The organism is Neobacillus niacini, assembly GCF_000759675.1.
In the GTDB taxonomy this organism is placed as follows: Bacteria; Bacillota; Bacilli; order Bacillales; family Cytobacillaceae; genus Neobacillus; species Neobacillus niacini_A.
In genome coordinates this window covers 15,705-31,661 of record NZ_BAWM01000146.1, presented here as the reverse complement: position 1 = coordinate 31,661, position 15,957 = coordinate 15,705, and the positions used below count along the sequence as shown (strand labels likewise).

Sequence of the window (15,957 nt, the reverse complement as noted above, 5' to 3'; positions counted from 1 at the left end):
AAGGAATTTACGATACTATTCCTTTTATATAACGATCCGATATTTTTTTGTGTAAAAAATGTCGAGTATTGTTTAGGTCCATGGTGATTGCTTGAAAGCAAAAGCTTCACCACTTTGTATCCTTAATATAAAGTTACTTTCCCAATCTTGTCGCATTCCAATGCAAACCAAATGGTTTTACCATCACTACTTGAAATACCATGCGGTTCAGCATTTTCGGTTTGAATTGGATATTCCTCAATGACATTATTGCTTGTAAGCCTTCCAATTTTATTGGCCCCCCATTCCGTAAACCATAAATCAGTTCCTTCTCCAGCTGTAATTGCATGAGGTCGAGCGTTTGCCGTTGGAATATTGTATTCAGTTATTTCTCCAGAGGTAGTTATTCGACCTACCTTATTACCGATAATCTCTACAAACCATAGTGCATCATCGTTTCCTTTTGTAATACCTACCGGTCCCGATGCTGGTGTAGGAATTTTAAACTCTGTAACTTCTCCATTTTCTGTAATTCTTCCAATAACATTATTTTGATTTTCTGTGAACCAAAGGGCATTATCAGGTCCTAAAGTGATAAAAGAAGGGTAAGAACCTTTATTAGGAAGATCATATTCACGAATTGTACCGTCGTCTGTAATATGTCCAATACGGTTTCCATTCATTTCTGTAAACCATATATCTCCCTTTGGACCTTCTGTAATTCCATATGGTGCTGAATTTGGATTAGGCAATGTATATTCTTTAATAATGCCCTCTTTTGTGATCCTTCCAATTTTGTTTGCTGCATTCTCAGTAAACCAGACATCACCTTCTGAAGAAACGGTTAAGCACAACACTTTTGCATCTGGTGTCGGCAATGGGTACTCTGTAATGTTTCCATCTAAATCGATGCAACTTATCTTATTTGCTTTATGTTGTGTAAACCAGACTTCCTCCTTGTCTGAAACGGCTATTCCATATGGCCCTGTATCCTGATTGGCAAGATTTAATTCTTGTAATTTAAATTCCATTCTATTCCCTCCGAATTTCAAATAAAAATTCCAAAACAAAAATGCCCCCTATCTCGTTTTTCAGAGAACAGAGGCAATGCAGCACAAATATAGACTTAAATAGACTTATCAGGTTACAACAGTCTTTATTAAAGTCAATAAGCACAGTACATTAATCCAATCTCAGAAAAATAATCGATAATAAATAGAGTCCATTCCAAAACTTTTGAAACTGAACCAGAACTAAAATATCGATTTCTTCTAAAGCTAGGATTATATGATCATGTGCTTTTATTCACCCTTTCAACTATTGATTTTTTTAACCATAAGATATTTATTCAGATAAGTCAAATAACATTCCAACAAAATTGCAGCGTCTCTGTAGTAACATATTTTAACGATAGTTTTCATGTAGAAACTATCGCCGACACTTCATCTAGAGATAGCCACTATCTATTATAAGTTAAGAAAAGCCGACTTACATTCCAATCCTTTATTACGATTGGCTGAATCCATGCTTACTCACTACAGTAAATGCTTGACAAATATTCTATCATTCTAGAAAAAAGTAAACCACGAGAACCGTCCCTGATGTGATGGATGTGAACATTTTGTGGCAACAGGATATTTATTATTAAGTATTAGGAACAACCATTACATACGTCACTATTTATTTGAAAACCCTATTGTTACAATGAGTGAAAATTTAGATTCACATAATAGAAATGGGGTTATTTTATGAACGTCCCACAATTGAAAATAGGTCATATGTTGCCGAAGGTTCCAATCATGCAAGGTGGTATGGGGGTAGGAATATCATTAAGTGGACTTGCTTCGGCCGTTGCGAATGCTGGGGGAATTGGCATCATATCAGGAACTGGGATTACCGTCGACGAAATGAGATCACATATAAGGAAAGCAAAGGAAAGTATAAAGGAATCAGGCTATATTGGGGTAAACGTTCTTTTTGCTATGAATGACTTTGCTGAAAAAATGAAAGCAGCCATTGAGGAAAAGGTTGATTTCATCATATCAGGTGCTGGAATATCAAGAGATATGTATGCTTGGGGCAAAGAAGCCGGCATACCTGTCATCTCGATTGTGTCTTCTGCGAAGCTGGCAAGGTTGTCAGAACGTCTTGGTGCTTCAGCAGTTGTTGTAGAAGGTCATGAGGCAGGCGGACACCTTGGTACGGAAAGACCGTTATTTGATATTTTGCCAGAAGTGGTTGAAGCTGTTAAGATTCCGGTTATTGCTGCTGGAGGAATTATGACTGGGGAAGATCTTGCGAGAGCTTTTCGTGCAGGTGCTTCTGGGGTACAAATGGGAACTAGATTCGTTGCTAGTGAAGAGTGTGATGCACCATTAACATTTAAAGAAAAATATGTACAGGCCGAGCAGGAAGATACCCTGTTAGTAAAAACAACTGTTGGTCTCCAGGGTCGTGCCATTAAGAACCAATTTACTGAACTTATTTCTGATGATAAAAAGGTAAAAATTAAAAAGTGTTTAGATTGCCTAAAAAATTGTTCTTATCGATTTTGTACACTTGATTCTTTAGTAACCTCCATGAATGGAGATTGCGAGAATGGCCTTGTTTTTGCCGGTGCAAGAGTTCATGAAATTAAAGAAATCCTGCCAGTTAAAACAATCATCAACAATATTATGAGTGAATATAAAGCTTGTATATGAGTTTGGAAGGTGCCTGACCCCTATGCGTAACCACAATTCGGTCAGGCACCTTTGTATTTTTTAAAAACCTCATTTACTGATGGTACGGTTCACCGTATCATAAAAAATATTATTATATAAAGTATGGTAAATTCAAAAAGTCAATATCATCAATTTCAAAATCCTTGCCATGAGATTTTGCTGAATCAATTTTCACCATTAAAGTTACCACGTAAATCCCGTACGTAAGTTGCAGGATGAGCATTGCATCACTACATCTTTTCTCAATTACTTTTGCAAGCATAAAAACCCCATCCATCATCCAGATAGGGTTCCCTCAAAACATACTCAGCCGATAATTTTTTGTTAAAAGTTCCAATAGTTTAAGTCCGGCCACACTGTTCCCTTTTTCATCTAATACAGGTCCGAATATTCCAATTCCAAATTTACCAGGAACAGCCCCCATGATTCCGCCTGATAACCGCTTTTTGCCGGTATACCTATTTTTATGGCGAATTCGCCTGAGCATTATACATACCGCACGTTACCATGAATGTTTTGCAAATTCTTGCTACATCTTGGGGCATAATCTGGTTCCCGTTAAGAGGACCACCCCGTCCATTGCAAAAATCATGCCGATCCTCTCTAGATCCAATCAATTCATTTCAACCGTGTTAAGAGTTTAAATAAGTTTGACAGTTAAACCGGGGAAAATGCCCGGCTTTTTTTGTACAAAAAAATCTACCTTTCGATAGTGCTATTACTGGTTCACCATACCATAAGTAAAATAGTGATATATTGTTTTTAATCAACATTTTTTATTAATTGGTTCATCATATCTTTATCCATAGGCCCAACTATTTTCTTGCGAACAATCCCTAGGGAATCAATCAGATAACTTGTTGGTATTGTAATCGCTTGGTATTGGGCGCTTATATCCCCATCTTGGTCGAGTAAAACAGGAAAAGCTACATTTCTATCTTTCACGAATTTCTTTACATTTCCCGGATTTTTCTCTGATGTGGTCAAATTGATGGCGAGAATTTCTACTTTGGTTTTGTCCCTTGAGACATAAAAATCCTGCATGTGCGGGATTTCTGCTTTACAGGGCGGACACCAGGTTGCCCAGAAATTTAAAATGATCTTTTTTCCTCGCAAATCAGACAGTTTAACGTCAGCGCCATCTAACGTCTTTAATTGAAAATCAGGTGCTTTATTTCCTTCCTGGAGGCCAGTTTCGACTGTCTGTGTGCCGGCTGTATTAACTTTCGGCTTATCATTATTCAAGAAGAGGTTTACTAAAAAATATCCACTCATGACAGCAAAGGCAAAAACAACCGCGGACTGCAAAATCATAAAGTTTGTTATCTTAAATTTTCTGGCTTTAAAAAAGAAATAAAGTAATGCACCGAGCGTTCCTAATATTAATCCCTTCGTTCCGCCGGTAAAATACAATAACGACATTGGACTTTCAATAATTAATTTCGGCTCCAGCAGAAGCAGACTGCATTTCCAAATCAGAAAGCCCCAAAAAACACTGTTTAATGCCAAATCAAATAATTGTTTTCCAGATTCTTTTTTTTGTGAACTCAGCAGCCATAGTTTCAGAAAAATAAATCCGATCAAAACGGCAATACCAAGAACAATCCATTTCATCATAATGGTGAAAGAACCAATTTGGATAACCTCTATTACCGTCTCCCCCCTTCTTTTGAAACACAGCCTGTACAATAAGATACACCGCGGCCGCCCAGCTCCTTTTCACCAGATACACCAAGTTTCTTGTATTCAGCACCTGCTGAAATGATTACTGAGTAAGCTTTGTATTCTTTTGTGCCGGCAGTTACTTTTTTGGTGACTTCGGTTCTTAAATTTCTACTTTACTAATCTCAAAACCTTTTCCGGGTCAAACCCCAATACCCATTGATCTTTTATTTCAGTTTGCGGTACTCCCAACTGATCGGTAGCGGCAACTAAACGGTTAGCGGCAATCGGATCCCCATTGTACGTTCACTTCCTTGAATGGAAGTCCTTGATCCTTTAGGAAATTTTTCATCATCCCACAATATGGACAAGATTAATGAAGCCTCTACTTTTTTGGCTGACATTTGTTTCATTTAATTATCCCCCTAATTAATGTTTTTCAAATACCAACTAGGGTATTAATGTATTCAAAAATAAAAGAGGCGAAACCTTCTATCTGCTTTTTTCCAAAAGTTAAAGAACAGTGCCTGTAACTGTTCGCGATAATTCAAATTCCTAATGTTCTCTGTTTATCTATTGACAAAAATCGAATATTGCTTGCGAACAAAATCTTTTAATAGTTCTATTTTTTCTTTCGTGTCAATTACTTCAAACGGAATAAAAACCTCGTGTTTTTTTAAAGTAAAACTTCTCATTTCTTGGATATCAAAATGTAAGAGTTCTTGAATTTCTTTTTGAATCATTCTTCCTTTTATAGATTCCTGATTACCTGGGTCAACATGTAATATTAAACAGTTGTAACGTTTTTCTCCATATAAGGTGGCGAACTTAGGCATTCTTCCCTTAAAAAGAATGGGCTTATACCCTAACGTTAAACTCTTTGGTGCAAGGGTAAACTCCATTGCACCTAAACTATTTAAAAATTTGTGCAGTTCACTAAATACTTGTATTTCGTTCATTTCCTTCTCTCCTGAAATTATTTTATTAAGTTAAATGTATTATACAGCAGAAATTTCTGATTTAGCAGCTTTGTATACTTACCCGAACGAACTAGCAGCGCTCATTAACCGCGTTTTTTAAAAATAAGGTTTACAGAAGTAAAATGAAATGATGGTAAGCGTCTATGCAAGCCATTTTTATAAAAGTGAAATTTTGACAGAAGAAGTCCTAGAAAAGTATCGCCATTTAATTGATTAGCGATCCTTTTCTAGGATACGGGTATGCTCAAACCAAAAACGTTTTTAGATTTTCTTTATGTTCAAGTTTACTAAAGTAGTAATAAATTTTTTCTAGTTTTTTCACTTGGTTTCCCTTTGGACTTTCCATATTTCCAAATTCAAAAAACTTCACTTTCTTGATTCCCACAAAATTAAATAAGGCCCTTTTCATTAGAATTTTATGTGCGTTATTCAACCAGAGAAATGGATAATGAGTAGGGCCCTTCATGGTGGACACACATACAACCGACTTTCCCTTCAACAGTCCTTCAGGTAATAGCCCCTTTTTATCCTTATAAGCAAAATTAGAAGCAAACAACTGATCAATGTATCCCATAAGCATTGCCGGAGGTCTTCCCCACCAAATAGGATAAATAAAAACAATTTTGTCAGCCCACATAATCTGTCTCCTGTATTTCTCTACACCAGGATCTATATGCATATCTCTTCTTCGTTTTTGCTCGTTAAACACTAGAACTGGATTAAAACTCTCTTCATATAAATCTAAGACCTGTATCTCCTTAATATTGGGATTTTCATTACTGCCTTGCAGCACCTTTTGTAAAAATGCATAATTCAAACCGTTATGATTTGGATAGGTAAATACGATTAGCACCTTCATCAGGCTCACCTCTTAATTATCATTTGATAACTAAATCTTACCACCCTTCCAACTAGTTATCAAATGATAATTGTAATTTGATAACAATTTTGTTATCTTGGGCTATAAGAGGTGAAAGAAATGGACAAAAATGCTCTTTTTAATAAACTTGTATCATTTACGACTTCTGTCCATCGTGTTACAAATGAATTAACGAAAAATGCGAAGCCAGATTTAATCTCCCAGGTACAATACAACATTCTTGAACAGATTGCAGTTAGTCAACCTGTTACTCCAAGCGAAATTAACGATTGCCAGAACATGTCGATGCCGAACACAAGCCGTGAGCTTAACAAGCTTAATGAAAAAAATTTAATTATCAAGATTAACGATAGCCAAGATCGCCGAAAGCAATATATACGTCTCTCACAGGAAGGGGAAGCGATAATGAACAAAGCTTTTGCAACGATAGAATCCCATTTTCTAGAGCGAATCCAAGGTGCCTCGGAAGAAGATTTAAAAGAAATGGAACAGTCAATCGATATTCTTCAGACAAAACTATTTTATCCTAATGAATAAATTTCCTTGTTGACAACTCCTTTATCAATTAAAAAAGGCAATGGTACATATTATTAGTCAGTGTACTTTAGCCTTTTTTACTTATAGGCAGAGGTCAATTATAAAAGTTACCTATTTTAATGGAAGAAATACAAAGATCCTCTATCCATGATGAATAAAGGATCTTATCAAGCTTATCCCGCTTTGGCAGGATAGGCTTTAAAGCATTGTGACGTGTCTCATCTTAAATCTTTTCAGCATAAAGAATATAACGCTGCGGTGCATTGCCAATATATCCAAAAGGATAACATGTTGTTAGTAGTAACTCTTCTTTTTCATTTTGAAGAGTTACAATGCTTGTGTCATCGGCTTCTACTATTTTTGTTTCAGTAATTTTGTAGGAGAACTCACCTTAAGAGAGTTTGATTTGTAATTCATCACCTAGATTTAAGTTTCCGACTCCACTAAATACCGTATCACGATTTCCATATAATACAATTTGACCATTATCATTGAAAAGAATGTCTGATTTCTGTAAATTTTTTATATTATTATTGTAAATAAGTAAATAACATCGAATATGACCTATACAGTACCGATATAATGGTTTCATTAGTATTTTTGGAGGTGGTTGAAATATTCGCTGGACATTTTGGAGTGGCTGCTGCTGTGAAAAGTAAAACCCCGGAACTGCCACTTTGGTCACTAGTTGTCAGTTCACAATTGCTTGATATTGCGTTTATACCATTTAATCTAGCTGGTGTGGAATCTATAGTGCCAATTGGTGAAGGTGGCTATGCACAGGTGATAATCTATGCATTCTACACTCATTCCTTCTTGGGAGCGCTTTTGCTTGCGATTCTAGCAGCCTGCATAGCTGGAGGATTTTGGGGTAAAAAATCAGGGGTTATTATTGGAGCCGTTGTGTTTAGCCACTGGATTTTAGATTTAATTGTCCACCACCCAGATATGCCTATCCTCCCAGGAAATGCAGGAGATTTTCCACTTCTTGGTTTCGGACTATGGGAATCTGTTTTCGCTAGCATTCTAGTTGAATTGCTCATTATTATAGTAGGTTCATTTTTTTATTTCAGGTATGCACTTAAGTCCTCAAGTCCTGAACGCAAAGGAAAAAGCATTGCAGTTGGATGTGCCATGACTGCGTTTCTTTTTCTAACTTTTGCTTTTGACATTATCAGTGTTTTCTCTTAAAAAATTGATCTTTTATTCTAACTGCTGGGAAAATCCATTGTCCGAATGGCGGTTGCAAGGTTGGAATTTACATTTTCAATTCCGACTTTTGCTAAAATCGCTGTAATAGAAAAATACGCTAGGGGGAGATTTTTCCTAATGACACTTCATATTATTAAAGAATTAAATAATAACGATAAACAATATATTGACGATGAACTTTACAGGTTTAATTTAAAGCACTTTCCAAAAGATTTGGGAGGTAGATATGAAGAAATCTGTTTATTTATTAAGGATGATAACGGCAATGTTCGTGGTGGAATCCTAAGTGCGGTATGTTGGAATTGGTTGGAGATTTATACTGTTATTATAGATGAAGACATAAGAAAATCTGGGTATGGAACTAAATTATTATCAGAGCTTGAGAAAATTGCTTTGGATAAAAAATGTGATTTCATAAAAGTAGATACTTTGAGTTTTCAAGCATTAGATTTCTATAAAAAGAATGGCTATCAAGTGTTCGGGAGTATAGATAATGTGGGTAGAGATTTTAAGCATTATTATTTAAAAAAGGATTTAAAGAATTTTTAATTATTTACAGGAGATAAGTTGTCTCTTCTTAAACTAACTGTTCGGGTGCTTTCATTAAGAATGATGGATCGTCTTTCGACGATCCTTTTTTGTGGTAATCTCGAAAATGGTTACACATGTACAAGATTGTTAAAGAAGGTACTTAAAGGTAACGGAGCTTTCGGAGAGGGTCGGAATTACTATGGCGAATCTTTCCATTCTGAAAAATGGAAAAGCAAAAGCGGTTCGTTTTTCAACATTAGAAGCGATATGTAAGACTTTGGATTGTCAGCCAGATGATATGTTGGAGTACAAAAGCGACGAAGACACTCAATAAAAATAGACAACAATTTATTTAATTAAAGGTAGTCGATAGAGAATTTAAGGGATAGCCATTAAGCTATCCCTTCTTTGCGTTTATTGATGTTATTTAATCAGAGAATTCCATTGATAATAGTGACAAAAAATATGATGCGATTTGCAATGTTTACACCTCGAAAGGAACCCGTTAGAAATCTCAGCAGCCTTCTTTTTTTGTTTCGTTCCTGTGAGGATCGGCAACAGAGGGTGGGAATGTTGTATTCTGGTTCGTTTTATGATTTTTTAAATAATTGTCCAAGTCTTTTGCATCAATTCTCATCTGTCTTCCTACACGGAATACAGGTAGTTCCCCTTTTTTAACAAGGTCATATAGGGTTAATTTCGATACCTTTAAAAGCTATGACACTTCTTTAATCATATAGGAAAGCTCCGTTTACATTTGCATCCCTTCATTAATGTTTCCACAAAGATATAAATCTGTCATTTTTGTATCATTTTCCTATCGTTACATCCGTTGAATACGATAGAAAAACATACTGTATATAAGGAGCAGTTTAGTTGAAAAATCGTCATTAGCTTTTTTTCAACAATCGGGCCAGATTGTTGAGGAAGAGTTGCCGATTTTACAGAAGGTAAATTAGTTTAAGATTAATGGTGGTGAACCGTATCATAAGTAATTGAGTTTTAATTGTTCAAGTTTTACCATTTAAATGGCATTCATTATTTAACTTCCATTCAAATACCTCCCGATGTTTTACAAGCAGTCAATCGTATTAAAAGGCCGACATATACTAGTTTGGAGAATCAAACATTGTATATGTCGGCCTTTATTTAATGGTCATTAATGTTTAATCGTTTTCATGATGTATGAATTATCCCCATAGGTACTGTATTTTGACGACCGTTCCCCTTTTAATTCTGGAATGCTGTAAGAACGATCGGCTATCATCCACTCTAAGGAATCCTTAGCATTTACGGTTACCTTTACATGTAACTCTTCGGCTTGACCTAGAGCGTAATTGAATTCAAATGGCGATTCCTTTGTGAATTCTTTTTGCTTCAACTCCACTTCTTTTCCATTGATGATCAGTTGAGATACATTCATCGTTGAAAAAGACTCCATTAACAATTCTTCAGCATTGCGATTCGTTTTCAATTGGTATTCTATTGTCCGCTTAGCACCTTCAACCTTATCAGATAATACCGTCACACTAGGTGCTTCCATGCTATATAAATCAGCCTGGGTATAACTTGCATCCCAGTTTAAAATAGGAAAAAATTCTGACGTATGGCCTTTCTTCACATTTTCATTAATATAATTCGATGTATATTCATCTAATGGCTGACGGGCCGCCCAATATGCTTTGTTTGAATCTGCATCCATAAAATAAGCAATATCGCTTGCTTGTGGATGTTCTGCTGTCGGCAAGTTATTTAGGTTGATACTGTTAGTGATCATGACCAATAATCCTGTAACTAAGAAGATGGATGGTATCACCCAATTGAATTTTATTTTTAAGGTGGTGAAAATAGATACCAACATGGCACCTAAAAGAGAAACAAGGACCATGAGCACACCAGCCATATGCATGGATATGAGTCCTTCAAAGAGATAAATAACTGGTGATAGAATAAGAAATGCCGGGATGGCAAAACCAGCTGTAACAAGATAACTCTTCCATGAATGCTCATCTAAACGAATCAAAATATTAACGCCGATTAGAGCAAATAATAGCGGCCATGCAAACGCATAACTGCCTGCTGGGAGCAGAAAACTGGAGACAGTTAAAAGGGTTAGCCAAAGAAATAAGGCACCCATCATTAAGCTAATGGTTTTGATTTTTTTATGAGCCAGCCCATAAAGGATCGTCAAGAAAGCAAAGATCATAATGGAAAAACTGATGAAGTAAAGACTGCCAACATTCTTATTGGTTCCCATCAACCATTCTTGATCCGTAAAAATATAAGTGAGTACGGACCATAATCCTGATCCGATGGCAAAAGACCCGATAATCCCTACGATGAAAACAAAAAGACCTGCAAGTGTTCCAAGAAGGGACAGTTTCTTGAGCTGATATCCATGTACGACCGTAACGGTAAAAAGAATAACCGCCAACACCATAATCGGAATGACAAGTTTGTCTGAGTAGGTAATCATGTTGGAACCCAAAATGTTAAAGAAAACTTGATTTCCTTCATGAGTTTGAGTGAGATCGATGTTTCCAAAATGGGTGACAAGATGTAACATATATTCACCGTGATGCTGGAGACTATCTAAACTTAAGCTTTGAATGTTATCGCTGGTTGTATGATAATGATCAACCCCATCACCAAAGGCAAAGTTTAATCCTTTAAGACCGGCTTCTTTAAACACGCTGAAATCAGTATTATTTGGCATTTGCTTATATAAACTATAAAGGAAGGAATGAGCGACAGGTGTGGAAGCGCTCTGAGTAAACTCCTTAACTAGCCAGCTATTGTTATCACTTGTTTCAAACATAAAAGAGGGACCTTCGTTTCCTCGTGCCTCAAAGTTTAATACTAATCCGACATCATTTACCCAAGGATGTCCCTCTACAAATGCTTTTGCTCCAAGTAATCCATTTTCTTCTCCGTCAGTTAAGAGTATAATGACATCGTTTTGAAGAGGAGCCATTTCCTTGAAGGCCCTTACTGTTTCTAAGATAGCAGCCACTCCGGAGCCATCATCGGCTGCACCTGCTGATCCTGGTACAGAATCATAATGTGCAACGAGCATAATCGCTTTTGTAGAGTTCGATCCTTCTATTTTGGCAACAATGTTTTCCACCCTGCCACCTACTATCCATCTGCCGACACTATTTAAAGAATTGGCTTTTTGGATTTCAGGATTTAATCCTAACTCTTCTAAACTGTGAACAAGATAGTCTCGAACTCTGTCATGTTCTACCGATCCAAGAGGATGTGGTTTTACAGCAAACTCTTTTAAATGGGAGAGTGCTCTCTCTGCAGAAAACTCATTTGTTGAACCAGTAACTGGTACAACCTTTGGTGGCTGAAGTTGTAATAAACTCACAAAAATAGTTCCAATAAGGATAGCCACAACAGCAATGAAAATAAGTGCATTTTTTTTCGTGTCTTCACGAGCTTGTAGCTTCGTTTGGGTAGATGGCACTGATTCCAATTAAATTTCCTCCTTAATGTTGAGAAAAATGTTTTCCAGCGAAGTATAAAGTGTAAACAATTAACCAGGGACGATTTTAGATAAAGCAAGCAAATTCAAGTTTTGGCAGCTTCCTTTTTTCATGACTGCCATATTTCCGTTATTATGCTTGGTAGTATACGATTGAATTTTGTTCTTTTGGAATAAGCGTGGTGGTTTGTTCTGTTTTTTGCCTTGCTCTTGGTTTGTTGATACCTGCTTTATATAGTCTGTATATTTATAATGAGATCATGAAATAAAATATACCTAGTTAAGTATCATATTTAAGCAATCGGGCGCTTTTCTTTAGTAAGAAGGCGTCTTTTTGATATGGCCCTACACATTAAGGTATTAGATTTTGTTAAGGTAAAAAAGATTGTGAAGATTTTTACTTAACCTAACGGTGCGATACTTGAAAAGGCTTTTAAATAAAATTTGGAAGTAGCTCAGTTCAAATAGGACCTGGCTAACCTTTTTCGAAATGCTTTTCAATTATATTCTATAACTTGAGCTATTGATCCGTTTCACCGTAACGGTGAAAGCGGCGGTTATCTCAATATCTATTCTACAAACATAGGTTAAAGAATATCTTTATAGTAACGTAAGACAGGAGTATTTTTTGGAAAATGGATACCGATTAGAGAAAGTCACTGATGGCCTGACATTCCCAACTGTCATTATATTTGATGATAAAGGGAATAGTATTTTGTCAATTTTGGATTAATGGGTCCTAGAGCAAAAAGTGCAAACACTAGGTCTCTCTAGAATTTCGTAAGGAGAATCTAAAAAGGGTGATTACTCAATGTTTGGGAATAGGGATATAAAGGAAAGCATCTTAGCAGTCACCGCAATCGTAAGAAATCGGAGAAGTTTCGCCTTTAAATTGGTTGCCTCCGCCTTAATGGCTTTAATCGCTGCTATATTGCAGGCGGCAGGAGGAGTAATCCCAGGAGTCGGAATGCTTATAAGCCCTTTTTCCACTGCACCCATCATCATAAGCGTGTTGATCTTACCATCATATGGGCTATTGATCTATATTCTTACCATTTTCCTATTACTGCTCATTCAGCCTTCTGAACTTATTGTCTTTCCATTTACGACTGGTGCAATGGCCATTGGAATAGGCTTCGGGTTGATGCTGTTTAACAAGGTTTGGAAAGTTATAACCTTTTCAAGTTTGTTTTTATGTATAGGGATTTGTTTCTTACTCTATCTCTTTCAATTCCCTGTTTTAGGACCATTTTTAATGGAATTTAGCGTATTGAATATCATCATTATTTACTTATGTTCACTTGTATATTGTTGGTTATGGATAGAACTTGTCTTACGATTACTCCCTAAACTCGTAAACCCAATAAAAGGCTAAAAATAATAAATACCTATAAAAAAACTATTTCACAGCGAAGTAGTTTTTTTGGTTTTTTAGTAAATTAAGGGGGAAAATAGGAAAAATGTAGTTTGAAAGGGGAATCTTATGAAAGCAACAGATTTACTTGTTCAGTGCTTAGAAAATGAGGGCGTTGAGTATATCTTTGGCATCATGGGGAAGGAAACCCTTGACCTGATTGATTCATTGTCTAAATCTAAACAAATTAAGTTTGTGAATGTTCGTCATGAACAAGGAGCAGCTTTTATGGCAGATGTTTACGGTAGATTAACAAATAGGGTTGGCGTTTGCTTAGCGACATTAGGACCTGGAGCAACAAATCTTTTGACCGGAATAGCAAGTGCAAATCTTGACCATTCTCCGGTTGTAGCTATTACAGGACAAGCAGGCTTTGAAAGGCAGCATCAAGAATCCCACCAATATTTAGATTTAGTTAAAGTATTTGAACCAGCTACAAAGTGGTCTGTTCAAATTAAAGATTCCCAAACCATAGCAAAAATCATTCGCAAGGCATTTAGAGTAGCACAAATGGAAAAGCCAGGCGCTGTTTTAATTGAATTACCAGAGAACTTAGCACCGCAAATGATTCCAACCCACCCATTACCCGTAACACCGATTCCAAAAAGTGCACCTGCTTCACAAGCTATAGAGGCTGCTCGTACGCTAATAGGTCAGAGCCAAAAACCACTTGTCATTGTAGGAAACGGGATAATAAGGCAAGAAGCTGTGGCAGAACTCAGCACATTCGTAGAGAACCTAAAATCACCTGTTATCCATAGTTTTATGGCAAAAGGGATTTTGCCTAAAGACCATCCACTTAATTATTTTACATTTGGTTTTAATAAAGAGGATGAAGTATTACCGATTATAGAGGAATCTGATTTATTACTTGTCGTTGGTCTTGATTTTGTTGAAAAACTCCCTAAGGACTGGAATAAAAAGATGCGCCCCATTTTACATATCGATCCACTGCCAGCCGAAATGGACCAACACTACCCTGTTAAGGGGGAATTGGTTGGTGATTTAATGGAGACATTCCAAGCACTAAATCAACTGGATATTCCATCTAAACCATGGACTCCGATTGGGAATCTAAAAGAAAAGATTGCGACAGCCTATCAAATTAATCCAGGTATAACAGGAAATCTATCATTATCGATAGAAAATATCTTAGCTGTTATTGAAAAACTTACAACGGAAAAGACCATCGTCATTTCAGATGTAGGCGCCCACAAGGAATCCATTGCCCGTACGTATCAACCAAAACAAGCCGGTCGACTCATCATCTCAAACGGATTAGCATCAATGGGTATTGCCTTGCCCGGTGCCATTGGTGCCAAATTAGCTTGCCCGGACGCTCCGGTTATTTGTATCACTGGGGATGGAGGGGCATTAATGAATATATCCGAAATAGAGACTGCAAAACGATTAGGTCTATCGTTCATCATCATTGTTTTAAATAATTCTACGTTAAAATTAGAAGAACAAATGATGCAAGAAAAATTTGGTGATAGCTTTGGTACAAACTTTGGAAATCCTGACTTTGTGCAGCTTGCTGAAAGCTTTGGAATAAAAGGAGTAAGACCTAAACAATTAAATGAGTTTGAACAAGTATTGAAGGATGCTTTAAATCAGACCAATGAACTTACACTTATCGATGTTATCCATAAATAGATGTGTAAAGATTTCTTTAAAAAAATGGAAAAGGAGAAAACATTTTCATCCACTTAAAAATGTTTTCTCCTTTATTTATAGAATGGAAAATTTTTTTAGTTAATCCAAATCCTACTGGCTAATTCCGAATTTATATTGGCTACATTAAAGATCGCGACACCCAAGCAATTATTTCATTTTTCAAGAACAATCGCCTCTTTAAACATCTTACTTTGTAGATACGATAATTTTTTCGCCATCACTTCAGGAGAGTCTTTGAATTCCTGCTGAATCCAATAAATAAAAAAGCCGAGACTTCCGTATGTTAAGAAATAGTTCAAAGCAGGAATTTCAATTTCTGTTGTCTCACCTAGTCTTAGCTCGGTGCTAGATACTTGTACTAGACTTTCACAAAATTGATTTTGTGATCCTGGGATCACTTCTCCTTTTAAAATGAGTGAAAAAACAAATTGATTTTGATAGATAAATTCAAAAAGAGGGAGATGTCGGTGCTCATCATCTGACGAAAAGCGCTCTAAATTTTGATAGCTTTTACGAAAGTAAGTAATTAATTCTTTTAAATAATCATCGAATATCGCAGCTAATAAAGCGTGTAAATCCCTATAATGCGAATAAAAGGTGACGCGGTTACATTGAGCATATTGCGCTACCTCCGTAATGGAGAGATCGTTTAACTCCTTTTCCTTCAATAATTCCAATAACGCATGCTTTAATTTTTTTTGCGTCCTCTTGGTGCGGCGGTCTTCGTTATTTGTCATAGGTTATGGTTATCCCCCCTATTATTTATTAAAAAATAGACGTATTAATTATGACATCAATCTTTTTATTGGACAACTCTCATATTATCTGTTAATTTACAAATGTAGTTTATTTTTATTATATAACAATAGTAT

14 protein-coding genes and 6 pseudogenes are annotated in these 15,957 nt (G+C 36.2%); 7 read left to right on the top strand and 13 right to left on the bottom strand.

Going from position 1 to position 15,957, the window contains the following annotated elements:
* Window positions 1-122: 122 nt before the first annotated feature.
* On the bottom strand, window positions 123-1,010 hold the full coding sequence (gene vgb(A), locus TR08_RS26230; RefSeq protein ID WP_045523354.1) for a streptogramin B lyase Vgb(A): 888 nt from the start codon (window positions 1,008-1,010) through the stop codon (window positions 123-125).
* A gap of 717 nt (window positions 1,011-1,727) precedes the next feature.
* Between vgb(A) and TR08_RS26225 the strand changes: the two genes are divergently transcribed.
* On the top strand, window positions 1,728-2,681 hold the full coding sequence (locus TR08_RS26225; RefSeq protein ID WP_045523298.1) for an NAD(P)H-dependent flavin oxidoreductase: 954 nt from the start codon (window positions 1,728-1,730) through the stop codon (window positions 2,679-2,681).
* Window positions 2,682-2,793: 112 nt separating this feature from the next.
* Here the strand turns inward: TR08_RS26225 and TR08_RS26220 are convergent, their stop codons facing one another.
* The 7 genes and pseudogenes from TR08_RS26220 to TR08_RS26200 all read right to left on the bottom strand — a co-directional run bounded on the left by TR08_RS26220 (window position 2,794) and on the right by TR08_RS26200 (window position 6,203).
* Window positions 2,794-2,964 carry a hypothetical protein gene (locus TR08_RS26220; RefSeq protein WP_193747854.1) on the bottom strand — a complete coding sequence of 57 codons (171 nt, stop codon included), beginning with the start codon at window positions 2,962-2,964 and terminating at the stop codon, window positions 2,794-2,796.
* Window positions 2,965-2,997: 33 nt separating this feature from the next.
* Window positions 2,998-3,315, bottom strand: a pseudogene (locus tag TR08_RS26215) (glutaminase); the annotation flags it as partial.
* 149 nt (window positions 3,316-3,464) lie between these two features.
* Complete coding sequence (locus tag TR08_RS26210) at window positions 3,465-4,319, bottom strand: peroxiredoxin family protein (RefSeq protein ID WP_045523296.1); 855 nt, start codon at window positions 4,317-4,319, stop codon at window positions 3,465-3,467.
* A gap of 59 nt (window positions 4,320-4,378) precedes the next feature.
* A pseudogene (locus TR08_RS32240) lies at window positions 4,379-4,513 on the bottom strand (thioredoxin-disulfide reductase); the annotation flags it as partial.
* A gap of 120 nt (window positions 4,514-4,633) precedes the next feature.
* Window positions 4,634-4,777 (bottom strand): hypothetical protein, encoded by a 144-nt coding sequence (locus TR08_RS34225; RefSeq protein ID WP_441913094.1) that lies wholly within the window; start codon window positions 4,775-4,777, stop codon window positions 4,634-4,636.
* Window positions 4,778-4,933: 156 nt separating this feature from the next.
* Window positions 4,934-5,323 (bottom strand): hypothetical protein, encoded by a 390-nt coding sequence (locus tag TR08_RS26205; protein ID WP_045523294.1) that lies wholly within the window; start codon window positions 5,321-5,323, stop codon window positions 4,934-4,936.
* 265 nt (window positions 5,324-5,588) lie between these two features.
* Entirely contained in the window at window positions 5,589-6,203 is a 615-nt protein-coding gene (locus tag TR08_RS26200; RefSeq protein WP_045523293.1) for an NAD(P)H-dependent oxidoreductase, read from the bottom strand.
* 120 nt (window positions 6,204-6,323) lie between these two features.
* On the opposite strand from TR08_RS26200, the gene TR08_RS26195 reads away from it, so the two are divergent.
* Window positions 6,324-6,761, top strand: a complete 438-nt coding sequence (locus tag TR08_RS26195) for a MarR family winged helix-turn-helix transcriptional regulator (RefSeq protein WP_045523291.1) — start codon at window positions 6,324-6,326, stop codon at window positions 6,759-6,761.
* A gap of 223 nt (window positions 6,762-6,984) precedes the next feature.
* Here TR08_RS26195 and TR08_RS31525 read toward each other — a convergent pair.
* Window positions 6,985-7,254 (bottom strand): annotated as a pseudogene (locus tag TR08_RS31525) (sortase); the annotation flags it as partial.
* Between the two features lie 155 nt (window positions 7,255-7,409).
* Between TR08_RS31525 and TR08_RS26190 the strand changes: the two are divergent.
* The 3 genes and pseudogenes from TR08_RS26190 to TR08_RS31520 form a co-directional block, all read left to right on the top strand.
* Window positions 7,410-7,952, top strand: coding sequence for a permease (locus TR08_RS26190; RefSeq protein WP_238579251.1), 543 nt, complete (start codon window positions 7,410-7,412; stop codon window positions 7,950-7,952).
* Between the two features lie 138 nt (window positions 7,953-8,090).
* The gene (locus TR08_RS26185) at window positions 8,091-8,522 is read left to right on the top strand and encodes a GNAT family N-acetyltransferase (protein WP_045523290.1); all 432 of its coding nucleotides are present in this window, start codon (window positions 8,091-8,093) and stop codon (window positions 8,520-8,522) included.
* Window positions 8,523-8,655: 133 nt separating this feature from the next.
* Window positions 8,656-8,838 (top strand): annotated as a pseudogene (locus TR08_RS31520) (helix-turn-helix domain-containing protein); the annotation flags it as partial.
* Between the two features lie 231 nt (window positions 8,839-9,069).
* Here TR08_RS31520 and TR08_RS31515 read toward each other — a convergent pair.
* The 3 genes and pseudogenes from TR08_RS31515 to TR08_RS34110 all read right to left on the bottom strand — a co-directional run.
* A pseudogene (locus TR08_RS31515) lies at window positions 9,070-9,216 on the bottom strand (helix-turn-helix domain-containing protein); the annotation flags it as partial.
* Between the two features lie 447 nt (window positions 9,217-9,663).
* On the bottom strand, window positions 9,664-11,976 hold the full coding sequence (locus tag TR08_RS26175; RefSeq protein ID WP_238579255.1) for a M20/M25/M40 family metallo-hydrolase: 2,313 nt from the start codon (window positions 11,974-11,976) through the stop codon (window positions 9,664-9,666).
* A 129-nt stretch (window positions 11,977-12,105) separates the two neighbouring features.
* Window positions 12,106-12,195: pseudogene (locus TR08_RS34110) on the bottom strand (RNA-guided endonuclease TnpB family protein); the annotation flags it as partial.
* 610 nt (window positions 12,196-12,805) lie between these two features.
* On the opposite strand from TR08_RS34110, the gene TR08_RS26170 reads away from it, so the two are divergent.
* Both TR08_RS26170 and TR08_RS26165 read left to right on the top strand, forming a co-directional pair.
* A complete protein-coding gene (locus tag TR08_RS26170; protein WP_045523283.1) occupies window positions 12,806-13,369 on the top strand; it encodes a hypothetical protein in 564 nt (187 codons plus the stop codon).
* 108 nt (window positions 13,370-13,477) lie between these two features.
* Window positions 13,478-15,064, top strand: coding sequence for an acetolactate synthase large subunit (locus tag TR08_RS26165; RefSeq protein ID WP_045523280.1), 1,587 nt, complete (start codon window positions 13,478-13,480; stop codon window positions 15,062-15,064).
* A gap of 173 nt (window positions 15,065-15,237) precedes the next feature.
* On the opposite strand, the gene TR08_RS26160 is transcribed toward TR08_RS26165, so the two are convergent.
* The gene (locus TR08_RS26160) at window positions 15,238-15,822 is read right to left on the bottom strand and encodes a TetR/AcrR family transcriptional regulator (protein WP_045523278.1); all 585 of its coding nucleotides are present in this window, start codon (window positions 15,820-15,822) and stop codon (window positions 15,238-15,240) included.
* Window positions 15,823-15,957 lie beyond the last annotated feature (135 nt).

Coding starts and splice junctions, on each gene's coding strand:
- TR08_RS26225 (WP_045523298.1), top strand. CDS start 1,728: ATGAACGTCCCACAATTGAAAATAGGTCATATGTTGCCGAAGGTTCCA.
- TR08_RS26220 (WP_193747854.1), bottom strand. CDS start 2,964: ATGCTTGCAAAAGTAATTGAGAAAAGATGTAGTGATGCAATGCTCATC.
- TR08_RS26210 (WP_045523296.1), bottom strand. CDS start 4,319: ATGATGAAATGGATTGTTCTTGGTATTGCCGTTTTGATCGGATTTATT.
- TR08_RS34225 (WP_441913094.1), bottom strand. CDS start 4,777: ATGAAACAAATGTCAGCCAAAAAAGTAGAGGCTTCATTAATCTTGTCC.
- TR08_RS26205 (WP_045523294.1), bottom strand. CDS start 5,323: ATGAACGAAATACAAGTATTTAGTGAACTGCACAAATTTTTAAATAGT.
- TR08_RS26200 (WP_045523293.1), bottom strand. CDS start 6,203: ATGAAGGTGCTAATCGTATTTACCTATCCAAATCATAACGGTTTGAAT.
- TR08_RS26195 (WP_045523291.1), top strand. CDS start 6,324: ATGGACAAAAATGCTCTTTTTAATAAACTTGTATCATTTACGACTTCT.
- TR08_RS26185 (WP_045523290.1), top strand. CDS start 8,091: ATGACACTTCATATTATTAAAGAATTAAATAATAACGATAAACAATAT.
- TR08_RS26170 (WP_045523283.1), top strand. CDS start 12,806: ATGTTTGGGAATAGGGATATAAAGGAAAGCATCTTAGCAGTCACCGCA.
- TR08_RS26165 (WP_045523280.1), top strand. CDS start 13,478: ATGAAAGCAACAGATTTACTTGTTCAGTGCTTAGAAAATGAGGGCGTT.
- TR08_RS26160 (WP_045523278.1), bottom strand. CDS start 15,822: ATGACAAATAACGAAGACCGCCGCACCAAGAGGACGCAAAAAAAATTA.